The organism is Inquilinus ginsengisoli (assembly GCF_031453975.1).
Taxonomy (GTDB): Bacteria; Pseudomonadota; Alphaproteobacteria; order DSM-16000; family Inquilinaceae; genus Inquilinus; species Inquilinus ginsengisoli_A.
The window spans coordinates 811,491-829,520 of sequence record NZ_JAVDPW010000001.1 but is presented as its reverse complement, the minus strand read 5'-3'; the positions used below and the strand labels follow the sequence as shown (position 1 = coordinate 829,520).

The 18,030-nt window shown below is 66.1% G+C and carries 15 protein-coding genes; 2 read left to right on the top strand and 13 right to left on the bottom strand.

Features of this window, described 5'->3' with window-relative positions; all coding sequences use genetic code 11:
• Position 1: 1 nt before the first annotated feature.
• Entirely contained in the window at positions 2 to 1,243 is a 1,242-nt protein-coding gene (locus E9232_RS03765; RefSeq protein ID WP_309792218.1) for a glycosyltransferase, read from the top strand.
• Between the two features lie 86 nt (positions 1,244 to 1,329).
• Here E9232_RS03765 and E9232_RS03760 read toward each other — a convergent pair whose 3' ends face one another.
• The 6 genes from E9232_RS03760 to E9232_RS03735 all read right to left on the bottom strand — a co-directional run bounded on the left by E9232_RS03760 (position 1,330) and on the right by E9232_RS03735 (position 7,355).
• Positions 1,330 to 2,460: an NAD-dependent epimerase/dehydratase family protein gene (locus E9232_RS03760; protein ID WP_309792217.1), complete on the bottom strand. Its 1,131-nt coding sequence runs from the start codon at positions 2,458 to 2,460 to the stop codon at positions 1,330 to 1,332.
• Positions 2,461 to 2,551: 91 nt separating this feature from the next.
• Entirely contained in the window at positions 2,552 to 3,121 is a 570-nt protein-coding gene (locus E9232_RS03755) for a serine O-acetyltransferase (RefSeq protein WP_309792216.1), read from the bottom strand.
• A 23-nt stretch (positions 3,122 to 3,144) separates the two neighbouring features.
• Positions 3,145 to 3,756, bottom strand: a complete 612-nt coding sequence (locus E9232_RS03750) for an LbetaH domain-containing protein (protein WP_309792215.1) — start codon at positions 3,754 to 3,756, stop codon at positions 3,145 to 3,147.
• The gene (locus tag E9232_RS03745; protein WP_309792214.1) at positions 3,753 to 5,030 is read right to left on the bottom strand and encodes a hypothetical protein; all 1,278 of its coding nucleotides are present in this window, start codon (positions 5,028 to 5,030) and stop codon (positions 3,753 to 3,755) included. The genes E9232_RS03750 and E9232_RS03745 overlap by 4 nt, the downstream gene beginning before the upstream one ends.
• Positions 5,031 to 5,073: 43 nt before the next feature.
• Positions 5,074 to 6,270, bottom strand: coding sequence for a glycosyltransferase family 4 protein (locus E9232_RS03740; RefSeq protein ID WP_309792213.1), 1,197 nt, complete (start codon positions 6,268 to 6,270; stop codon positions 5,074 to 5,076).
• Positions 6,267 to 7,355, bottom strand: a complete 1,089-nt coding sequence (locus E9232_RS03735) for an MraY family glycosyltransferase (protein WP_309792212.1) — start codon at positions 7,353 to 7,355, stop codon at positions 6,267 to 6,269. Before E9232_RS03735 ends, E9232_RS03740 begins: the two co-directional genes overlap by 4 nt.
• Before the next feature lie 411 nt (positions 7,356 to 7,766).
• Between E9232_RS03735 and E9232_RS03730 the strand changes: the two genes are divergently transcribed.
• Complete coding sequence (locus E9232_RS03730; protein WP_309792211.1) at positions 7,767 to 10,301, top strand: glycosyl hydrolase family 28-related protein; 2,535 nt, start codon at positions 7,767 to 7,769, stop codon at positions 10,299 to 10,301.
• 21 nt (positions 10,302 to 10,322) lie between these two features.
• Here E9232_RS03730 and E9232_RS03725 read toward each other — a convergent pair whose 3' ends face one another.
• From E9232_RS03725 to E9232_RS03695, 7 genes are all read right to left on the bottom strand, one after another.
• Entirely contained in the window at positions 10,323 to 10,889 is a 567-nt protein-coding gene (locus tag E9232_RS03725) for a YdcF family protein (protein ID WP_309792210.1), read from the bottom strand.
• Between the two features lie 17 nt (positions 10,890 to 10,906).
• Positions 10,907 to 11,560 (bottom strand): PIG-L deacetylase family protein, encoded by a 654-nt coding sequence (locus tag E9232_RS03720; RefSeq protein WP_309792209.1) that lies wholly within the window; start codon positions 11,558 to 11,560, stop codon positions 10,907 to 10,909.
• A complete protein-coding gene (locus tag E9232_RS03715) occupies positions 11,560 to 12,369 on the bottom strand; it encodes a glucose-1-phosphate cytidylyltransferase (protein ID WP_309792208.1) in 810 nt (269 codons plus the stop codon). Before E9232_RS03715 ends, E9232_RS03720 begins: the two co-directional genes overlap by 1 nt.
• Positions 12,366 to 13,679 carry a methyltransferase domain-containing protein gene (locus E9232_RS03710; protein WP_309792207.1) on the bottom strand — a complete coding sequence of 438 codons (1,314 nt, stop codon included), beginning with the start codon at positions 13,677 to 13,679 and terminating at the stop codon, positions 12,366 to 12,368. Before E9232_RS03710 ends, E9232_RS03715 begins: the two co-directional genes overlap by 4 nt.
• A 325-nt stretch (positions 13,680 to 14,004) precedes the next feature.
• Complete coding sequence (locus tag E9232_RS03705) at positions 14,005 to 15,603, bottom strand: lipopolysaccharide biosynthesis protein (RefSeq protein WP_309792206.1); 1,599 nt, start codon at positions 15,601 to 15,603, stop codon at positions 14,005 to 14,007.
• Positions 15,604 to 15,706: 103 nt separating this feature from the next.
• Positions 15,707 to 16,885, bottom strand: coding sequence for a class I SAM-dependent methyltransferase (locus tag E9232_RS03700; RefSeq protein ID WP_309792205.1), 1,179 nt, complete (start codon positions 16,883 to 16,885; stop codon positions 15,707 to 15,709).
• 51 nt (positions 16,886 to 16,936) lie between these two features.
• Positions 16,937 to 17,935 (bottom strand): glycosyltransferase family 2 protein, encoded by a 999-nt coding sequence (locus tag E9232_RS03695; RefSeq protein WP_309792204.1) that lies wholly within the window; start codon positions 17,933 to 17,935, stop codon positions 16,937 to 16,939.
• Positions 17,936 to 18,030 lie beyond the last annotated feature (95 nt).

Here is an 18,030-nt window from a genome sequence, read left to right as displayed (position 1 = left end):
CATGCTCCAGCACCGCGTCCAGCTCCAGTCCGATCGATCCGCCACCATGCGCCACAACCGGGCCTCGCGCCGGATCAAGATCGCCCATCTGATGCCGACGGTTTGCCTGTCCGATGGCGGGCCACCCACAGCCCTCAGGCTGCTGTGCGAGGCCACGCGGCGGTCACAGGCGATCTCGCTCGAGGTGTTCGCGCTCGAGCGCGACGCCGGCTCCGATCGACAGGGGTGGGGAGACGTTCCGATCCATCTGTCGCCTGTCCGGGGTCCCCGCAGCTTCGGCTATTCCCGGAGCCTGCAGGCCGCGCTGCGCGAGAGCGATGCGGATCTGCTGCATGTTCACGGGCTATGGATGTACACGTCCATCGTGGCGAAGCAATGGGCCGCGCGCACCCGCAAGCCCTACCTGGTCAGCCCCCACGGAATGCTCGATCCCTGGGCTTTGGCAAACCGCGGCTGGAAGAAGCGGATCGCGATGCGCATGTACGAGGACACGCATCTGCGAGGGGCATCCTGCCTGCACGCGCTGTGTGAATCGGAAGCTCAGTCGATCCGGGCCCTTGGGCTGACGGCACCCATCTGCCGCGTTCCGAATGGCGCCGTGCTGCCTGACCAAGCCCTGCTCCGATCTGAATGGAGGACGCGTCTGCCCGCGGATGCGCGTATCCTGCTGTATCTTGGCCGGCTGACGCCCAAGAAGGGGCCGGCCCCGCTCATCCGGGCCTGGGCCACTCTCGACCCTGCAGCTCGGTCGGAATCGCCCTGGCATCTCGTTTTCGTCGGCCCCGGCTCCGAAGCCTATTGCGCGGAGCTCCAGGCACTGGCTTCGGCCCTCGGAGTCGGCGAGTCGGTCCATTTTATCGGCCCGCTCTATGGTGAGGACAAGGTGACAACCCTAGCCTCGGCCGATGCGTTCATACTGCCGTCCTTCAGCGAAGGCATGCCGAACGCGGCGCTGGAAGCGTGGGCTCACGGCCTGCCGTCGCTCCTCACCCCACAGTGCAACCTGCCGGAAGGCTTTGAGCACGGGGCCGCGCTCTCCATCGATCCGAACGAGCCGGCGATCGCGGATGGGCTTCGGCGGCTGATGGGCATGACCGACGACGAACGCAAGGCGATGGGGGCGCGCGGACGGGCCCTGGTCGCGAGCCGATTCTCCTGGCCGGTGGTCGCATCACAGTTCGAGGATGTCTATCGCTGGCTGCTCGGCCTTCAGGCGCAGCCGGAGATCGTCGACGCCGGCTGACCTGTCCGGGCCTTCGCGGATGACAAGGCGTGCGCTGCCGGGCGCACGCCGATGTCCCGCCAGCGTCGCCGGCGGGACACCGGCCCTCAGGCCGCGTCAGTGTCGACCGCGGCCGCAACCGATATCAAGACCGGTGCCCTAGGCTTACGAAGCGACCGCCTGGTCGGCTGGCGACGGCGAGCCTTCGTGCTCTTCGGCACTGCTTCCAGCCCTCCGTGATACTCTCGGTACCAGTCGATGAAGGCGCTGACGCCGGCGTCCACCCGGGTTTGCGGGATGTAGCCGGTCAGCGCCTCGAGCAGATTGGGCGCGGCGAAGGTCTTCGGGACGTCCCCCGGCTGCATTGGCAGCATGCGCCGGACCAAGCGGCCTCCGAGGTGACGCTCGATCGTGTTGATGAAGGGCAGCAGCCCCACCGGAGCCCCACCACCGATATTGACGATCCGGAACGGCGCGACCGCCGAGAGGCTGTCTCTGCCTCCCTCGAAGACCACGGGCCTTCCCTTTACCGGCACCACGTCGGCGAGGCGGGCCAGGGCTTCGACGAGATCGTCGACATAGGTGAAGTCCCGCTCCATCTGGCCCTCGCCATAGACGTCGATCGCCTCTCCCTTCATGGCCGCTGAAACGAACTTGAACAGCGCCATGTCCGGTCGCCCCCAGGGGCCGTAGACCGTGAAGAAGCGCACGACGGTGGTCGGAATGTCATGGAGGTGCGAATAGGCATGTGCCATGGCCTCCCCCGCCTTCTTGGAGGCGGCATAGAGCGTCATCGGCTCGTCGGTAGCATCAGCCTCGGTGAACGGGATCTTCGCGTTCGCGCCATAGACCGAGCTGGTGGAGGCTACGATCAGATGCCGGATCTGGAGTTCCCGCACCACTTCCAGCAGGTTGAAAGAACCGATGAGGTTGGAATCGATGTATGCTCTCGGATTCTCCAGGCTGTAACGGACGCCGGCCTGCGCCGCCAGATGGATGACCACATCCGGCTCCGCCTCGCGGGCCGCCTGACGGAGCCGACCGGCATCCTCGAGCAGGCCGATCACGGGCTGGAACCGGGGACTCTCGGCCAGGATGGCGTGGCGCCGCTCCTTCAGGCTCACATCGTAATAGGGAGTCATCCCGTCATAGCCGAAGACGAAAGCGCCCCCGGCGAGCAGCAGGCGGGCCAGGTGGAAGCCGATGAAGCCGGCCGTGCCGGTTATAAAATACCGCATTCAAGACACCCCTGCTTTGACGACACGCCCTGGGGCCGGCAACTGACGGCAGCGGCGCGAGCCAAGCCGTCATGCCGCCCGGCTCAACTCTTCATGCCCGAAGCCCCCTGCGCACCGCTTCGCCACGGGAGAGGACAGATCCGCATGGCAGCACGCGCGCCGGGTTGCCAGCGGCGACGCACCCGGCCGGGATGTCGGACCGCACCAGCGACAAGGCCCCGATCAACGCGCCGCGGCCGATCGTGACGTCGCCGATGACGACCGCGTTGGTGCAGATGACGACCTGGTCCTCGATGACCGGATACGAGCTGCCATTCGGCTTTCCGGCCCCGAGAGTGACATTCTGGTAAAGGACCACACGGCTCCCGACCCGGACGCCGTGCCCGATCACAATCCCGACCGCGTGCGGCAGGCTGAGCCCCGGCCCGATCGTCGCGCTGGGCTCGATATAACAATGGGTCAGGAAGATGCTCAGCCGGTTCAGGATGGCTCCGGCCGCGCGCCCCGTCCGCCCCAGCTTCACCAGGCAGTGGCAGATGCGATGATTTGCGATCGCGAAGAAGCCCGGATGGTAGAGATAGGCCAGTACGCCGCGCAGCCACCCTCTCCTGCCCGTATTGGCCTCGAGATCGTCCGCCAGTGTCTGCCAGAGGTTCGGCACGGTGCCCTCGCCGACGGTTGGGTTCAGGATCCGGCGCGTGGCCGGGACGGGCCGCTGCGACGCCGCTCCGGCGGCGCAAACCGCATCCGGGATCGGATGAGGCGGATGGGATTGCCGGCATGGATCGTCCAGGGATCGAGGTCCCGGAAGGCAACGCCCCGTGCCCCGAGCACAGCGCCCTCACCGACAGTCACGCCGGGGCCGACGAAGGCCTCGGCCGCCACCCAGGCCTGGGGACTGATGGTGATCGACCGCGCGCGCAGCGGAAACCGCGGATCGTCGACGTCGTGTGTGCCGGTGCACAGATGTGCGCCCTGAGACACAATGGCGAAGTCGCCGATCGTGACCGGGGCCACATTGTAGCAGATCACCCGCGGGGCGATGACGGCATGCCGCCCCACTATGAGATGTGGCGGCCACCAGATCGATGTCTGGCCGTAAACCCGTGCGGTCGGATCGATCCGCGCCCCGAAGGCCAGCAGCACCAGGCGCCGCCATCTGTGGAACGGCCGCGGCGTCCAGGCGCCCAGAAGGCTCCAGCAGATCGACCAGGCGAAGCGTCGCAGCCGATCGCTCAAGGCGAACGTCGGGCCGCCGAGCAGCGGCTCCAGCTGCGATGTCTCGAGGCTTTTCATGATGCTCTCACGATCGCGGCGACGGCCGCAGGCTGCGCGGATGGCGCGCGGATCCGGGCGTAGAGCAGGCACGGGATGAGGAATGCCGCGACATGGACCCATTCCGACAGGACCCATTGGGTGTAATGCGAGATCGAGTTCATCGCAGGCACCGCCAGCAGCATGTAGAACATCTGCGGCGCGGCGTAGCCGGCCATGGCGGCGCCGTAGAGGCGGCTCATGAAATAAGCGAGGAGAAAGAACTTAATCGAACCGAACCACCAGAACGACGCGAAGGCGTCGGTCATTCCAGTCTCGGACGTGCCGGTCGGCCGGTCGTAGCCACGGTCGATCTGCTCCTCTTCCATGCCGATATACAGCGATTCCTTCAGCGCGGGGCCGACCAACTGCTGCGGGACATAGTTCCAGACCAAGGTGTCCCAATGGATCGTGCCGAAATCGAACGCAGTGTTCCGCTCCATGGCGTTGATCCGCAGGATGGCGTTCCGCACTTCCGGGCCGCCCTTGGACAGCATCTGCTCGAATTTCGCGATCGGTGATATCTCGGACAGGCTCGACAAGGTCGGGTTGTCGTTGGTCTTACGGCTCATCTCACGATAGTCGTGCGTCGCGCTCGCCAGCACGGTGCCCACAACGATCCAGCTCAGGAACAGGATGTGCGGAATGGACCGGCGCCGATAGAACCAGACCGCCATGGCGAACATCAGGACCAGCTGTGTCGTCTCGCTGCGCTTGCCGGTCATGATGATGCGGTCGAGGTAGAACATGGTGTCGACCATGACGATGATCAGCGCCGGCCAGGATGGCCGGAAGCAAAAGCAGAGCAGCGCGATACAGAGGCCGTAGCGCAGAAGCTTGGAGAAGAAGAACAGCACCACGTTCCCGCCGGAGAACATGGTGTACACAGCTTCGTCGATCGGAATCTCGGCGAGCTTGTGGTAGAAATAGGCGCCGACTGCCGACAAAAGTCCCGCGACGACCAGTAACCGCTTCTCGCTGAAACGCCACTGGAAGGATCGCATCACCGGCCGGTTGGGCATCCATCCCACCCGGCACATGGCGATGCACATGATCGTGAAGATGATGGTGGTCTGATACGAACCCGGCGGCAGGAAAGGGTCGTTCGCCAGCCCCGGCAGCTGCGGCAGGATGAACGAGAACGTCATCGTCGCGGCCAGGAACGGGTATTCGTAGATCTTGCCCGGACGCGTCCCCGCGGCGAGCAGCATCCAGACGACAAGTGCGACGAGGAGGCAGGTGACGATCCAGTTCATCGCAAGAACCGGTTCATCGCCGTCGAGGGGGAAGCCGACATCGTCAAGCCTGGCGCTCCCGTAGCGTGCGGAGGACGTTCTTCAGCGATGTCGGCAGGTAGGTCCTGAGGCCCGGCCGGAGCCCCGGCGGCAGCCGCCAGCCCGACAGGCCGAGCGGCGGGGCGACGGCCGGCTGCGAGTACCGCACGCCGTCGATCAGGTCGCGGTAGCGCTCGGCCATCAGGCCGACGCCGAACTGCTCACGCGCCTTCCGGGCCGCCAGGGCGGACATTGTCGCCAGGCGTGGCCTGTCCTCGGCGAGCCGGGTGATCGCCTGCACCGCAGCCCGTGTGTCGCCAACGGGGAAGAGGAAGCCGTTGACGCCGTCCTCGACAGCCATGTCGGTGACGCCCTGCAGATGGGACGCGACCGGCACGCAGCCTGCGCCCATGGCCTCGACCAGGGTCACCGGAAAGCCTTCATAGCGCGATGGCATCAGCAGCACGTCATGCTCCGCCAGGAGTGCCCCGACAAGGTTGGGCGGCACGGCACCCCGAAACCGGACTCGGCCCCCGAGACGCGCGCAGCGCGACTTCAACCGGGCAAGATCGGGCCCGTCGCCGGCCACCGTCAGAGTGACGGAGGGCGGGAGGTCGCGGCAGATCCGCGGCAGCCAGAACACGCCCTTGGCCTGGTCCTCAACCCGCCCGAGATAAACGAGACGCAGGCCCCTTTGCGATCGCGCGGGCCGCGGCGCCACGCTCCCGGCGAGATCGATCCCGTTCGGGATCGTGACGGTCCAGTCGCGATGAAAGCCGTATCGCCGTACGAGATCGGCCTGGATCCTCGCCGAGACCCCGATCGTCGCGTGGACATGGTCGCGGATCGCGCGGGCGGCGGCATAGGTTCCCGGAGTGATGTTGTGGACGACCATGATTCGCAGGATCCGCGGATCCAGATAGCGAACGGCGTTGGTCTGCACGCGATCGGCCAGGACGTTGACGAACACGCCGTCGAACTCCGTCTCGATCGCGGTCACCATCGCCTGCGTGCGCGCATAGTCGCCGTCATCAGGGCGCCCGACCGTGCGGCCGAAATCCATTTCCGCGCGGAACATGGGATTGTCCGCCGCCGCATGGGCCTTCGGGCCGCAGCCCAGCCAGCGCAGCTCGATCCCGGCGCCGGCGAGGCCGGCACGAAGATGGCGGAACACGGAATAGGTGCCGCCGATATGAGGGAAGCCGAAATAGGCGAGCTTCATCCGAGGCGTTCCTGCGTGGGGGCAGTCGGCCGGAGCAGGCGCGCCCGCCGAACCGACGTCCAGACGAAGAGAGAATGGATGGCAACGGGCAACAGCAGGCCGACGGTGAGCAGCTGGTCGGAGACCGCGAAGACTGTGCCGACATAGGCGATCGCGCCGAACAATATGGACAGGCCGACGATTACTCCGGTCGTGGCGGCGTGTGTGAGGCCCCGCTCGAGGATCAAATGGTGCAGGTGCCAGCGATCCGGCGAGAATGGGCTGCGGCCCGTATGCAGCCTGCGGATCATCAGGCTGAGCGTGTCAACCATGGGAATGACGCAGACCCAGAGCAGCACGGGGAACGGCACCGTCGGCTGTGCCCCCGAGGACAGATCTATGATGAAATAAGCAATCGCCGCGCCCAGCATCGTGCTCCCGGCATCGCCCATGAACACCAGCGCGCGCGGCCGCCAGCGATGCCGCATGTTGAACGCCAGGAAGCCCAGGACCACGGCCAATAGCAGGAACAGCTGCGTGATCTGCTCGCCGCGCCCGAGGAAGGAGGCCATCAGCGCCAGCCAGAACAGCGCCGAAGCGGCGGCTCCGCCGGCGAGCCCGTCCAGCCCGTCGATCATGTTGAAGGCATTGGTCAGCCCGACCACGAACAGGACGGTTACGCAGGAGACGAGCGCCGAGAGGATCGGGTCGGCGTCGACGGTCTGGGCGTCCAGGAAGGCGCTGCCGAAATTGCCGATCATGTGCCCGCCAAGGGCGACCATGGCGATCGCCGCCATCGACTGAGCGATCAGCCGCAAGAGCGGGCGCAGGTTCAGACGGTCGTCGAGGGCGCCGACGGCGACAAGGATCGCGAGCGCACCGATGAAGGACCAGGGGGCCCGGAGCGGGGGGGCCAGCACGCAAGTCCCGATGACATAGGCGGCGAACATCGCCAAGCCGCCGCAGACCGGGATCACGCCCTCATGCGCCTTGCGTGCGGTCGGACGGTCGACCAGCCCCAGCCTCGGAGCGATCCGCTGCATCCAGACGACCAGAACCACCGCGAGAAGAAACCCGTTCAACAAATGGGCGGCTAGAATCGGCATCGCGCCCTCTCCATGAAATGAAATCGCGCTGTTCGCCTGAGCGACGCACAAAGGCCGGATGAAGCGGCAACCCCCGAGATCGCCCTCGCCGACTCTACGCAGCGGCCGGTGCCCTGTTCGATCTGGACAAAGTGGGGGGCGCTCTATCCGGAAGGCCAATTCGGCTGCTTCGGAGATAGTCTTTGGACGCAGGGTCCGACGACGCCCCTCGACCAGTAGGGCGAGTTCGCCCCATCGCCGCGCCCCGCCCGCCGCGAAGCTTCGTCTTCCGCAGGAGGTTGTCCCGTTCAAAGGACAACTGGTCGAGGTCGACGGGGTGGCTACCATGGATAGCCAGGGCGGAAGCGATGCGTCGTCCCCCGACCAATCGAAACGAGCCGGCTCGAAAGGCTGATGACGATGCGGACAAGCTTGACGAGATCCGCCGGCGGTGTGCTGGCCCGCCGGACCACCAGCGCATGGCTTCATCTGATCGAGCTCTGGCTCCTGGCGACCCTGCTGGCTGTCGCATGGGCCGGCGCCGGCTTCGCTCCCGCAGAGAGTCAGACCCCCGCCGCCTTGCCGGCGGATTTCGGCTTCCCGATCCCCGATCCGGAACCTGCCCTGCCCACCGGGTTCGATGCCTTCGAGCCGCCGCGGCTCGCCCAGTCGCCGGATGCGCCCGCCATCGCCGAGGCCTCGAAGACAGCAGGGCCGGACGAGACGATGGTGCTGAGCGGGGCCGGATTTCTGGCCACTGCCGGGATCCGCGTGTTCTCGCAGGCCGACGGGGTCGGTCCGTCCCTGACCGCAGGCATCCCGCCGACGGCGGCCAATGGGCTGGCCGCCACCTTCCTGCTGCCGGACGACCTACCTCCGTGGTCGATGTATCTCGTCTGGCCCACGAACGCGAAAGGTGTCGGCGCGCCGATCGCTCTCAACCGGACCGAGGCGTGGTGGGCAGGCCCGCAGCCGGCGCAGCCGGGCGGGACCGCATCGCTGTACGGCCGGAATCTCAGCCACGGCAATGGAACGGCCGAGGGTTCGATCTATCTGAAGCCGCCCGGCCGGTCCGCCGGCCGCTGGCTCCAGGTCACGGCCATCAGCCCGTACCGGATCGATTTCGCGCTGCCGCCGGACCTGCCGGACGGCAACTACGAGCTCTGGGCGCACAATGGCCATGGCGGGCGGTTCGGTTGGAGCGGCCCCATCGCCCTTTCCCTCGCGCCTTCGCCCTGGGCGGGCCAAGCGGCCCAAATCTTTGACGTGCGGGCTCATGGGGCAAAAGGTGATGGGCTGACGGATGACGCCGCGAGCATCCAGGCCACCCTGGACCTGGCACGCACCCAGGCGCCTGCGACGGTCCGGTTCCCGGCGGGCGTCTACATGATCGGACGCAGCCTTGTGCCGCCGAACGGCGTCGCCTGGGTCGGCGACGGGCGCGGCCGGTCCATCATCCGCGCCGTTCCGGTTCCGTCCGACACGACACCGGATCCGGGAACGGATGCACTGCTCTATGCCGAAGGAGACAAGGCCGGCAACAACGTCGCGATCTCCGATCTCGACCTGGAGCTGCCCGAGCGTCACGGCGACCCCGACTTCGCGGCGGTCTATCTCCGTTTCGTGGACCATCTGCGGCTCGACCGCGTCGGCATCCGCGCCGCATCCTCCGGCTACTTCAACATCGACGGGTCGCAGGATGTGCGCGTGGCGGAGTCCGACTTCGTCGGCAGCCGCGGCACCGTGGGGACGGCGCAGCAGGTGTTCATCGAGAACAGCCGGTTCCGCCTCACCTACCGGGCGCGAGCCGCCATCCTGGCCCGCGGCGGGCAAGAGATCTCGATCACCGGCAACCATGCCGAGGACCTGGATTCCTCGCGTCCGGAGGGGACCGCCGAGGGCCGCTTTTTCGTCTCCCAAGGCCACAATCGCGGGACCCGGGACATCTTCATCGCGGAGAACACCACCACGAACATGGCCCCACCCACGCCCGAATGGACGGACTTCGACCCGAACACCGGCGAGCAGATCCTGTTCGAGCAGTTCGGCACGGCGGGGTTCGGCTCCGTTCTCTCGGCGGGGCCCGACACGGTGACGCTGGCGCCGAACGGCGCCGATCCCGACACGGCGACCGCAGCACCCGACGGTATCGCCACCCAGGCGGACGGCATCGAGGCGGGCAACGATGTGATGGTCGTGGCAGGCCGGGGCACCGGCCAGGTCCGGCGCATCATCGGCTATGACAAACCGGGGCGGGTGCTGCGCGTCGACCGGCCCTGGATGCTGGTCCCGGATGCCGGCAGCACGTTGGTGGTGGCCAATGCCGCCGTGCGCGCCGTCGTCTATCGCAACAGGCTGGACGGCAAGCCCTTCTATCGCACCGAGAACACGGCCTCTTGCGGGGTCCAGTTCTACGGCAACTCGGCGGAGATCGTGGTCGACGGCAACGTCATGACCCGCATGCGCGGCGGCGTCGAGCTCTGGGCCCTCGGCCACGGGGCGCTGAATCCTGTCTTCTTCAACCTGGTGGTGAACAACGAGATCGATGATTCCTATGACGGCCTCGTCGCCTACACCAAGTACCTGAAGACGGAGAAGGAGGGCGCGGTCGGCCATCTCGGCAACATCTTCCGGAACAACTACGGCGGCCGGCTGGCCCATGCCGGCGTCAATGTCGTGACCTGGCAGGGCTATGAGGCGGGCGCCTATGCCATGGAGGTGTTCGAACGCAACCGCTTCGCCAACATCTATGGCGGCGTGATGGTGGAGACCGATCCGCAGGCGAAGGACATCGCCCCCGACCAGCCGACGCCGATCGCCGGAATGGTCTTTCGCGATAACGACTTCACCCGGGGGTCGGCCCCCTATACGGGGTCGCGCGGCCGGATCTGGCCGAGCACGGCAACCGTGATCGACACCGGCAACACCTTCAAGGGCTTCGAGGTCGAGGCGGTGACCCGTCGATGATCCGGGCCTGGCGGCGCTTCTTCAGAACGCCGCCACGCCGTACCGGGCAGCGTACCAGCCGATCTTGACGTATTCGGCCAGAACCGAGAGCCCGTGGTGGTTGCTGAGCATCTTGCGGTAGGATTCGCCGCGCTCGACCGGCACCGACATCCATTCCACCTGCGGCACGACTTGCCGAAAGCAGGCCAGTGCCCGGCGGGTGTGGAACCAGCTGGTGACCAGGATCGCGCGCCGCGCGCCCATCGTCGCCAGCAGCGGCGCCGAGAACACCGCGTTCTCCCAGGTGCTGCGCGATGTGCATTCCGTCTGGATCGCCTCGCCCGGCACGCCCTCGTCCATCATGTAACGCCGGATGTCCTGGCAATCACCGAAGCCGGTGACCAGGACCTTCGGCGCCACCCCTTGCCGGTAGAGGCCGGCTGCCTGCCACGCCCGGGCCGGCCCGTCGCCGCCGAGCACGACGATGACGTCGGCCGGCTCGACCGCAGTTCGGACCACGAGCAACGGCTCCGAGGCCTTGAAGGCCGCGGCCACGGCGCCGCCGCTGACGAGCGCGGCCAGCATGAGCGCCACAAGGACGCGGCGCACCCGCCTGATCCGGGATGTCAACCGAGCAGCCCCTTGCGCTGGACGAAGCCTTCGGCATAGCGCCCGGGCGCGCGGCTTTCCATGCCGCGCAGGCGGGCGAGGCCCCGGAAGGTCTCGGCGTCGAACCAGTCCTTGGACCGCTGCGTGCCGAAATGCGCGAGAAGAAGCTCGATCTTGCGCTCCAGGATCTCGGGGGAGAGGGGCATGTAGAGGTTCGGCTGACCGAGGTCGCCGTCCCATTTCGGGATCTCATATTCGAGGATGAGGTGGTCGCGGAACGTGTTCCAGGTCAGCCGACACGTCTCCTGATGATCCTGGTGCGCGTCGTCCCGGCGATGGGTCAGGACGATATCCGGGCTGCTGCGGCCCTTCAGCCCTGAGAACCAGGCCTTGATCTCGCTGCCCTGGTACGGAAAGAAGCTGTCCTTGAATTCAGCGAGCTCGACGACTGTACTGGCTGCGCCGCCAAGGAAGGCGGCGGCCGAGGCCTCCGCTTCCCCCGCGCGCGGACCGGCGGCGCTGAGCACGCACCAGTGGACATGCAGCCGCACCCCGGACGCGATCCAGGACAGGAGCATCCCCCCTGCCCCGATCTCGATATCGTCCGAATGCGCGCCGAGGCACAGAACGGACAGGCTTTCGCCCGGCCGAGCGAGACCCAGTGGCCGCATCAGGCCAGCACCAGCGTCTTGGCTGTCTCCTTGGCGGGATGCAGCCCGCGCCAGGGCATCTTGCCCTGCTCGACCAGATCCTCGAGCGCCTGACGGTCCTTCAGCGTGTCCATCGAACGCCAGAACCCCTCATGCTTGTAGGCCATGAGCTGGTTCGCCTCGATCAGCCTCCGGAACGGCTCCAGGACCAGCTCCTCGCCTTCGCGCATGTAGTCGAAGATCTCGCGGCGGAACAGGAAGTAGCCACCGTTGATCCAGATGTCGGAGCAGTCGGAGCTGCGGATGCCATGCACCTCGCCGTCCTTGTCGATATCGGCCAGGTGATAGGTCAGCGGCGGCCGCACGGCCATGAAGCAGGCGATCTTGCCGCTTTTCTTAAAACGGTCGACCATCTCGTCGAGATCACAGTTGGTCAGGCCATCGCTGTAGTTTGCCAGGAAGATCTCCTCGTCCCGCACCTGGTCTCGCACAGCCCATAGCCGCTCACCGATATTGCGCCAGATCCCCGTGTCGATCAGGGTGACGCGCCAGTCCTTGTCAGGCTCGCTCAATAGCTCGACATTGGCGCCAAATCCCGAAATAACGCAGTCGGCGAAATTCTGCGGTCGGTAGTTCAGGAAGAAGTCCTTGATGATGTTGGCCTTGTAGCCCAGGCAGAGGACAAAGTCGGCATGCCCGTATTGCCGGTAATACTGCATCACGTGCCACAGGATCGGCTGATGCCCGATCGGAATCATCGGTTTCGGGATGTTCTCGGAATATTCCCGGATGCGGGTGCCCAGGCCACCGCAGAAGAGCACGACTTTCATGAGCGCAATTCCTTCGGATCGATGACTGCCACCTCGGGGATCGGGACGATGAACTTCCCGCCCCATTCGGCGACATGGCGCATCTGCTGGACGATCTCGGTCTTCAGGTTCCAGGGCAGGATCAGGATATAGTCGGGCCTGGCCGTGTCGATCACCTCCACCGGATGGATCGGGATGCGCATGCCCGGGGTGTAGTGGCCCTGCTTGTACGGGTTGCGGTCGACCGTGAAATCGAGGAAGTCGGTGCCGATGCCGCAGTAGTTCAGCAGGGTGTTGCCCTTGCCCGGCGCCCCGTAGCCGCAGATGGTCTTGCCGGCGGCTTTCGCCTCGATCAGGAAGGACAGCAGCCGCCGCTTCGTCTGGCGGACCTGCTCGGCGAAGGAGGCGTAGGTCGCGACATCGCGGAAGCCCAGGCGCTGCTCGCGGGCCAGCAGGTCCGGGACGCTCTGGGCGGTTGGCCGGACCGAGCCGGCGTGAGCCAAGTACACGCGCAGGGAGCCGCCATGGGTCGGAAGCTCCTCCACATCGATCAGCCGAAGCCGGTGGCGGGCCGCCATCCGCTCGATCGTGGTCAGCGAGAAGTACGAGAAGTGCTCGTGATAGATCGTGTCGAACTGGTTCTCCGCCATCAGCCGTTCGAGATGCGGGAATTCCAGCGTGATCACTCCTTCCGGCTTCAGCAGCCGGGCCAGCCCGGAAACGAAGTCGTTGAGGTCCGGGACCTGGGCCAGCACGTTGTTGCCGATGATGAGATCGGCCTGCTTGCCTGCCGCGACGAGGGTGCCGGCTAACTCATGGCCGAAGAAATCGACGCAGGTGGGGATGCCCTTCTCGATCGCCACCTTGGCAACATTGGCCGCAGGCTCCACCCCGAGCACGGGGACGCCGATCGGCCGGAAATGCTGCAACAGATAGCCATCATTGCTGGCGATCTCGACGGCGAGACTGTCCGGCCCAAGCCCGAGCCGCTGCTGGATCATGCCGCAATAGGCCCGGGCATGCTCGACCCAGCTGGTCGAATAGGACGAGAAATAGGCGTATTCGCGAAAGATGTTCTCCGGGCTCACATATTCCCTCAGCTGGACCAGGAAACAGTCGCCGCACACCAGCACGTTGAGTGGAAAATGCGGCTCCATCTCGTCGAGCTGCTCGGGGGCGATGACGGTCTGGCAGAGCGGGGAGGATCTGAGGTCGACGAACACATGCTCGAGCAGGCTGCCGCAGAGGCGGCACCGGGAAGCGTGATCCTTCCGCGCGTCGGATGTCCCATCGATGGCACCACGTGATGCGTCGACCAGCTGAACATTCATCCCAATCTCCATGGATACCATCTGCACCCGTCCCAATATCGAGAGACCGCCAATACGAGAATCGTGAATTTAGGTCCGCCCTGATCCACAGACTTCAGAAACTCTCCATTTTTCTTCGCGCGCACGGGAAAAGGACCGAAACCATTGCTCCACGGCAATATCAGCAAAAGAAAACCGAATAATCACGTCATCAAGAGTGAGTTTTCGGTCATCGATTTGGATATCTGTCCATGATTATTCGCCGCACCACCGACCGGCTCAAGTGATGCATTCGATCGGGCGGCTACCACCAAATGGGTACGACGGAGAAGCACCTGGGACCGGCTCATCCGGGAGGGATCGGCGGCGGCTCCGCCTGGCTCCGGCCCGCATGCCGGCGCCGACGCAGGGCGGCGCGCAGCACGCCGGCGATCTGTGACCTGTTGCCGGGGCTTAGGCCGAACAGCCAAAGGCTGGCCAGGCACACGGATACCCCGACGGCAGCACCGGCCAGCAGTCGGTCGAGAGCGCTCGGCAGCAGCGATCCGCCCGCCACCGTCATCGTGGCGAAATAGGTTACCAGCGAGACCGGTAGCAGCGGCAGCAGGCAGGTCCGGCCATAGGTGGCGATCGATACCCGCAGCCGCCGCAAGCCGTCGCGCAGTACAATCCAGTTGGTCGTCAGCAGTTGGGCGAGCAGCGTCGCCAGCGCGGCGCCAAGCAGCCCCAGATGCGGCACCAGCTTCCAGGACAGGAAGAGGGCCAGCCCGCCTGCGAGTAGAAAGGGAACGGCGTAGATCTCGTTCTCGGTCGCTCGGGCGAAGGTGAGGATCGCGTTCTGCTGAACGCACAGCACGAACATGACGCCCAGGGCGGTCAGCACCGGAAAGCCCGCGAAATGGTCGGGGCCGACCCACACGCCGATGAGATCCTGACCCACGACTAGAAGCGTCGCCACGCCGGAGACCATCAGGATCAGCGTGATCCGGAGGCTGCGCAGAACGATCTCGTGGATCTCCTCCATCGTGCCGCTATGCCAGAGTTGGCTGACATAGACGCTGGACGTCTGGCCCAGGGCCAGGGCCAGGATCGCGAGGTTGTGCAGCAGCGTGTAGATGGCGTAGTAGGCCGGCACCTGCGCCGTGTCGACATAGAGCGCGATGAAGTACTGGTCCGTCTTGAACAGCACGGCGAAGCCGACGGCCGTGAGCCATGACCGGATCGCCGGCGCCATCATGCCGCGCATCAGCGCCCCATCCCAGCGGCCGGGCACCGAGAACAGGTGCGGCTGCCGGCGCTGGACATAGAGGCGCAGCGAGAGGCGGACGACGACGCCGCCGAGCGCCGAGACGATCGCGAGCCAGAGCAGGCCGCCGCCGGCCAGCACCACCACCATCTGCGCCAGCAGGGTAGCGATCCCGACCGCGGTGGAGGCGATGGTGCCGGCGGCGACGTAGCCCAGGCCGGTGGCCAGCGCCGTCCACAGGCCGGACCAGGCCATGGTTGCGTAGCCGAGGCACAGCAGGATCCAGGCGATCCATGCCGTGGTCGGCGAGACCTGCCGCAGCTCCAGATTCCAGAGATACAGGCTGCCCAGCCCGAAGGTGACGGCGAAGACGCCGATCGACACGAAGCGGTAAGCGATGCGCCCGGATGCCAGCATATCCGAAAGATCGCGCCGCGACTTCTCATCCAGGGGCCGGTCGGGTCCGGACAGGCTCCGACCCGCCACGAAGGCGATCCGCCGGGTGATGGTGGGGGTGAGGCCGGCCTCCATGAGGATGCTGAGGAAGATCGTGCTCTGGCCGAGAACCAGCCATAGCCCGAGCTCCTCGGGGTTCATCGCATGGAACATGATCGGCAGGATCAGCAGGTTGAGCCCGATCCGGATCACCTGGCTGAGCCACGAGGCCGATACGGCGAAGGCGATCTTCCGGCCGATCACGGGCGTTCTCCGGGGGACGACGGCAATGTCCCGGCGGCACGGGACGAGAGGGTGGATGGTCCGGCAGCGCGCTGGCCACCGTCGAACGGGTGGTCGGGCATGGCTAGAGGCACCGGAGCTCGGGGACGCACCCCTGGGCTTGCAGCATCTTCCGGATCTCGTCGCGGTAGACGGAGTTCATCACCACCACCAGGTCGGGCGGCGTCGTGGACAGCTCGTCGGGCGATATGATCTCGTGGCCCGTGGCCGGCAGGTAACGGCCATGGCGGAATGGGTTGATGTCCACGACCGAAGCCACCTCGCCGTCGAGGCCTACGGTGGTCAGGAAGGCGACGGCCTTCGAGCCCGACCCCCAGAGCACCGTCCGCCGGCCCGACGCAGCGGCCTCCATCAGCTGCTCGCGCCAGGCTGCGATCGTGGCCCCGACGCCCTGCCTGAATGCATCGGCCCATTGTCGGGTCTCCGTCACCGCCGCGTGGTCGGCCGGGACCGACACCGGTGCGTTCGCCGGCCGGGCCTCGATCATCAGGTACTGGTCGTCATAGTCGGTCCAGACGCGATCCACAGCGAAGCCGCAGCGCTGGAAGAGGCCCGACAGGCTGTGCGCCGTGAAGTAGGAGCAGTGCTCGTAGTAGACGTCCCAGAACGCCTCGTCCTGCAGGACCAGTTTGGCATTGGGCACCTGGAAAAAGACGCGGGTGCCCTCCTGCCCGTCGAGGGCGCGGCGGACCATGCCAACGAAGCGGCCGACATCCGGGATGTGCTCGAGCGTCATCTTGCAGCACAGGAAGTCGCAGGCGATGGGCCCGGTCGTCTCGTCGAAGAGCTCGCGGAGAAACCGGACGCGCCCGGCCGCGGCGTCGTCGAGGCGGCCCGGCACGAAGGTGGGGTCGTAGCCCACCCCTTCATTGTCCCCGAGCCGGCACAGCAGCGCGAGAAACTCGCCCTTGCCGCAGCCAATCTCGATCACGCGCTTGCCGTGCAGGCCATGCCGGTCGATCAGGTGGCGGGCGAGACGCTCATGAAAGGCGTTGAAGGTCGGGGAGAAGCCCTGGGTCTCTTCATAGGCCTCCGAATAAACCGTCCGCGACTCTTCCCAGGCGGCGTTGAAGATGAAACCGCAGCCCGGGCAGAGGCACAGCCGCAGCGGGGCGACCGGAAAGGCCAGCGCCGCCTTCCGATCGTTGATCAGCAGGCAGCTGTTGGTGGGAATCGCGGGCAGGTCGTAGAATGAAGCGCCGACCTCGCCGCCGCAGGCAGGACAAGCGATCTCAACGGTCATGACCGGTTCCTTCAAGCCGGGAGCCCTCTCCGCCGACACGGATGCCGCCCTTCATTTCGGGACTTCGGAGCCGGGCCGGATCCCCGGCGGGCCGAATTCGGGCGTCTTTCGGCCCCGCAGCCAGCCCTTGACCCGTCGCCCCAGGGTCTGGATTCGGGGGTCTGCCGCGGTAAGCGGCTCGATCACTAGCCGAGACAGCGTGTGCCAGGTGAGAACATGGCGCAGCAGCCCGAGATACAGCCCCCGGCGCTCCGTCCGGCTGGTGACATGCTTGCGGATCGCCCGCAGGGAGTGCAACTGAACCTGCCAGGTGGGGCAGAGATCCAGCAGGCGGGCGCGGTCATTGTTGTTCCACCACCGCCAGGATGCGGCCCGGTCGATCAGGACGGCGTGGCTGAAGCGATCAGGATGGTCCCGATTCAGGAACAGCGGCTCGGGCACCAGGGCGAAGCGGCCCAGCAAGCCCAGCTCGATGCAGAGGACGACATCCGAGCAGGAGAACGGAGCCAGCAGGCCGGTCTTGGCCATGATATCCCGCCGGACGAGCGCGAAGACCTCCCAGCAATAGCGAGGATGGCGGACCAGAGCCGCGAAGCGCTCAGACACGCGCGGCGACGCGGCCGGTTGGAGGCCGTCATCGCTGATGAGCTTGACCGTCCCCTTCGCGTCGATGAGGCCGACCAAGGGTTGGGCCAGGACCGCGTCCGGCTGCTGGTCCAGCGCCGCGACGCAGCGCTCGAGGCATTCCGGAGCCAGCAGGTCGTCATGAGCGAGCCATCGGAAGTACTCTCCCCTGGCCAGTTCGAAGGTGCGGCCGAAATTGGCGCTCGCCCCCAGGTTCTGGGGATTGCGGTGGTATCGGACCCGCGGATCCGCAGCGGCATAACCGCGGCAGATCTCCTCGGTCCGGTCCGTCGACCCGTTGTCGCAGATGATCAGTTCGAAATCCGCAAAGGTCTGAACCAGGACCGAGTCGACAGCTTCGGTCAGGTAGTTCTCGCCATTGTAGACCGGGAGGCCGATCGAGACCCGGCACCTGCTCGTGATCATAGCAATCCCTCGTCTTCACCCATTGAGGGCTGAAGCTGCAGTCGATACATCCTTCATTGCGATATTTTATTGATCTGCTGGTCAAATCATTGAGC

What these genes read in the sequence shown, in the direction of transcription:
- E9232_RS03700 (WP_309792205.1), bottom strand. Translation starts at nt 16,885, where the DNA reads ATGACCGTTGAGATCGCTTGTCCTGCCTGCGGCGGCGAGGTCGGCGCT.
- E9232_RS03745 (WP_309792214.1), bottom strand. Translation starts at nt 5,030, where the DNA reads ATGAACTGGATCGTCACCTGCCTCCTCGTCGCACTTGTCGTCTGGATG.
- E9232_RS03710 (WP_309792207.1), bottom strand. Translation starts at nt 13,679, where the DNA reads ATGAATGTTCAGCTGGTCGACGCATCACGTGGTGCCATCGATGGGACA.
- E9232_RS03735 (WP_309792212.1), bottom strand. Translation starts at nt 7,355, where the DNA reads ATGCCGATTCTAGCCGCCCATTTGTTGAACGGGTTTCTTCTCGCGGTG.
- E9232_RS03750 (WP_309792215.1), bottom strand. Translation starts at nt 3,756, where the DNA reads ATGAAAAGCCTCGAGACATCGCAGCTGGAGCCGCTGCTCGGCGGCCCG.
- E9232_RS03740 (WP_309792213.1), bottom strand. Translation starts at nt 6,270, where the DNA reads ATGAAGCTCGCCTATTTCGGCTTCCCTCATATCGGCGGCACCTATTCC.
- E9232_RS03765 (WP_309792218.1), top strand. Translation starts at nt 2, where the DNA reads ATGCTCCAGCACCGCGTCCAGCTCCAGTCCGATCGATCCGCCACCATG.
- E9232_RS03695 (WP_309792204.1), bottom strand. Translation starts at nt 17,935, where the DNA reads ATGATCACGAGCAGGTGCCGGGTCTCGATCGGCCTCCCGGTCTACAAT.
- E9232_RS03715 (WP_309792208.1), bottom strand. Translation starts at nt 12,369, where the DNA reads ATGAAAGTCGTGCTCTTCTGCGGTGGCCTGGGCACCCGCATCCGGGAA.
- E9232_RS03760 (WP_309792217.1), bottom strand. Translation starts at nt 2,460, where the DNA reads ATGCGGTATTTTATAACCGGCACGGCCGGCTTCATCGGCTTCCACCTG.
- E9232_RS03720 (WP_309792209.1), bottom strand. Translation starts at nt 11,560, where the DNA reads ATGCGGCCACTGGGTCTCGCTCGGCCGGGCGAAAGCCTGTCCGTTCTG.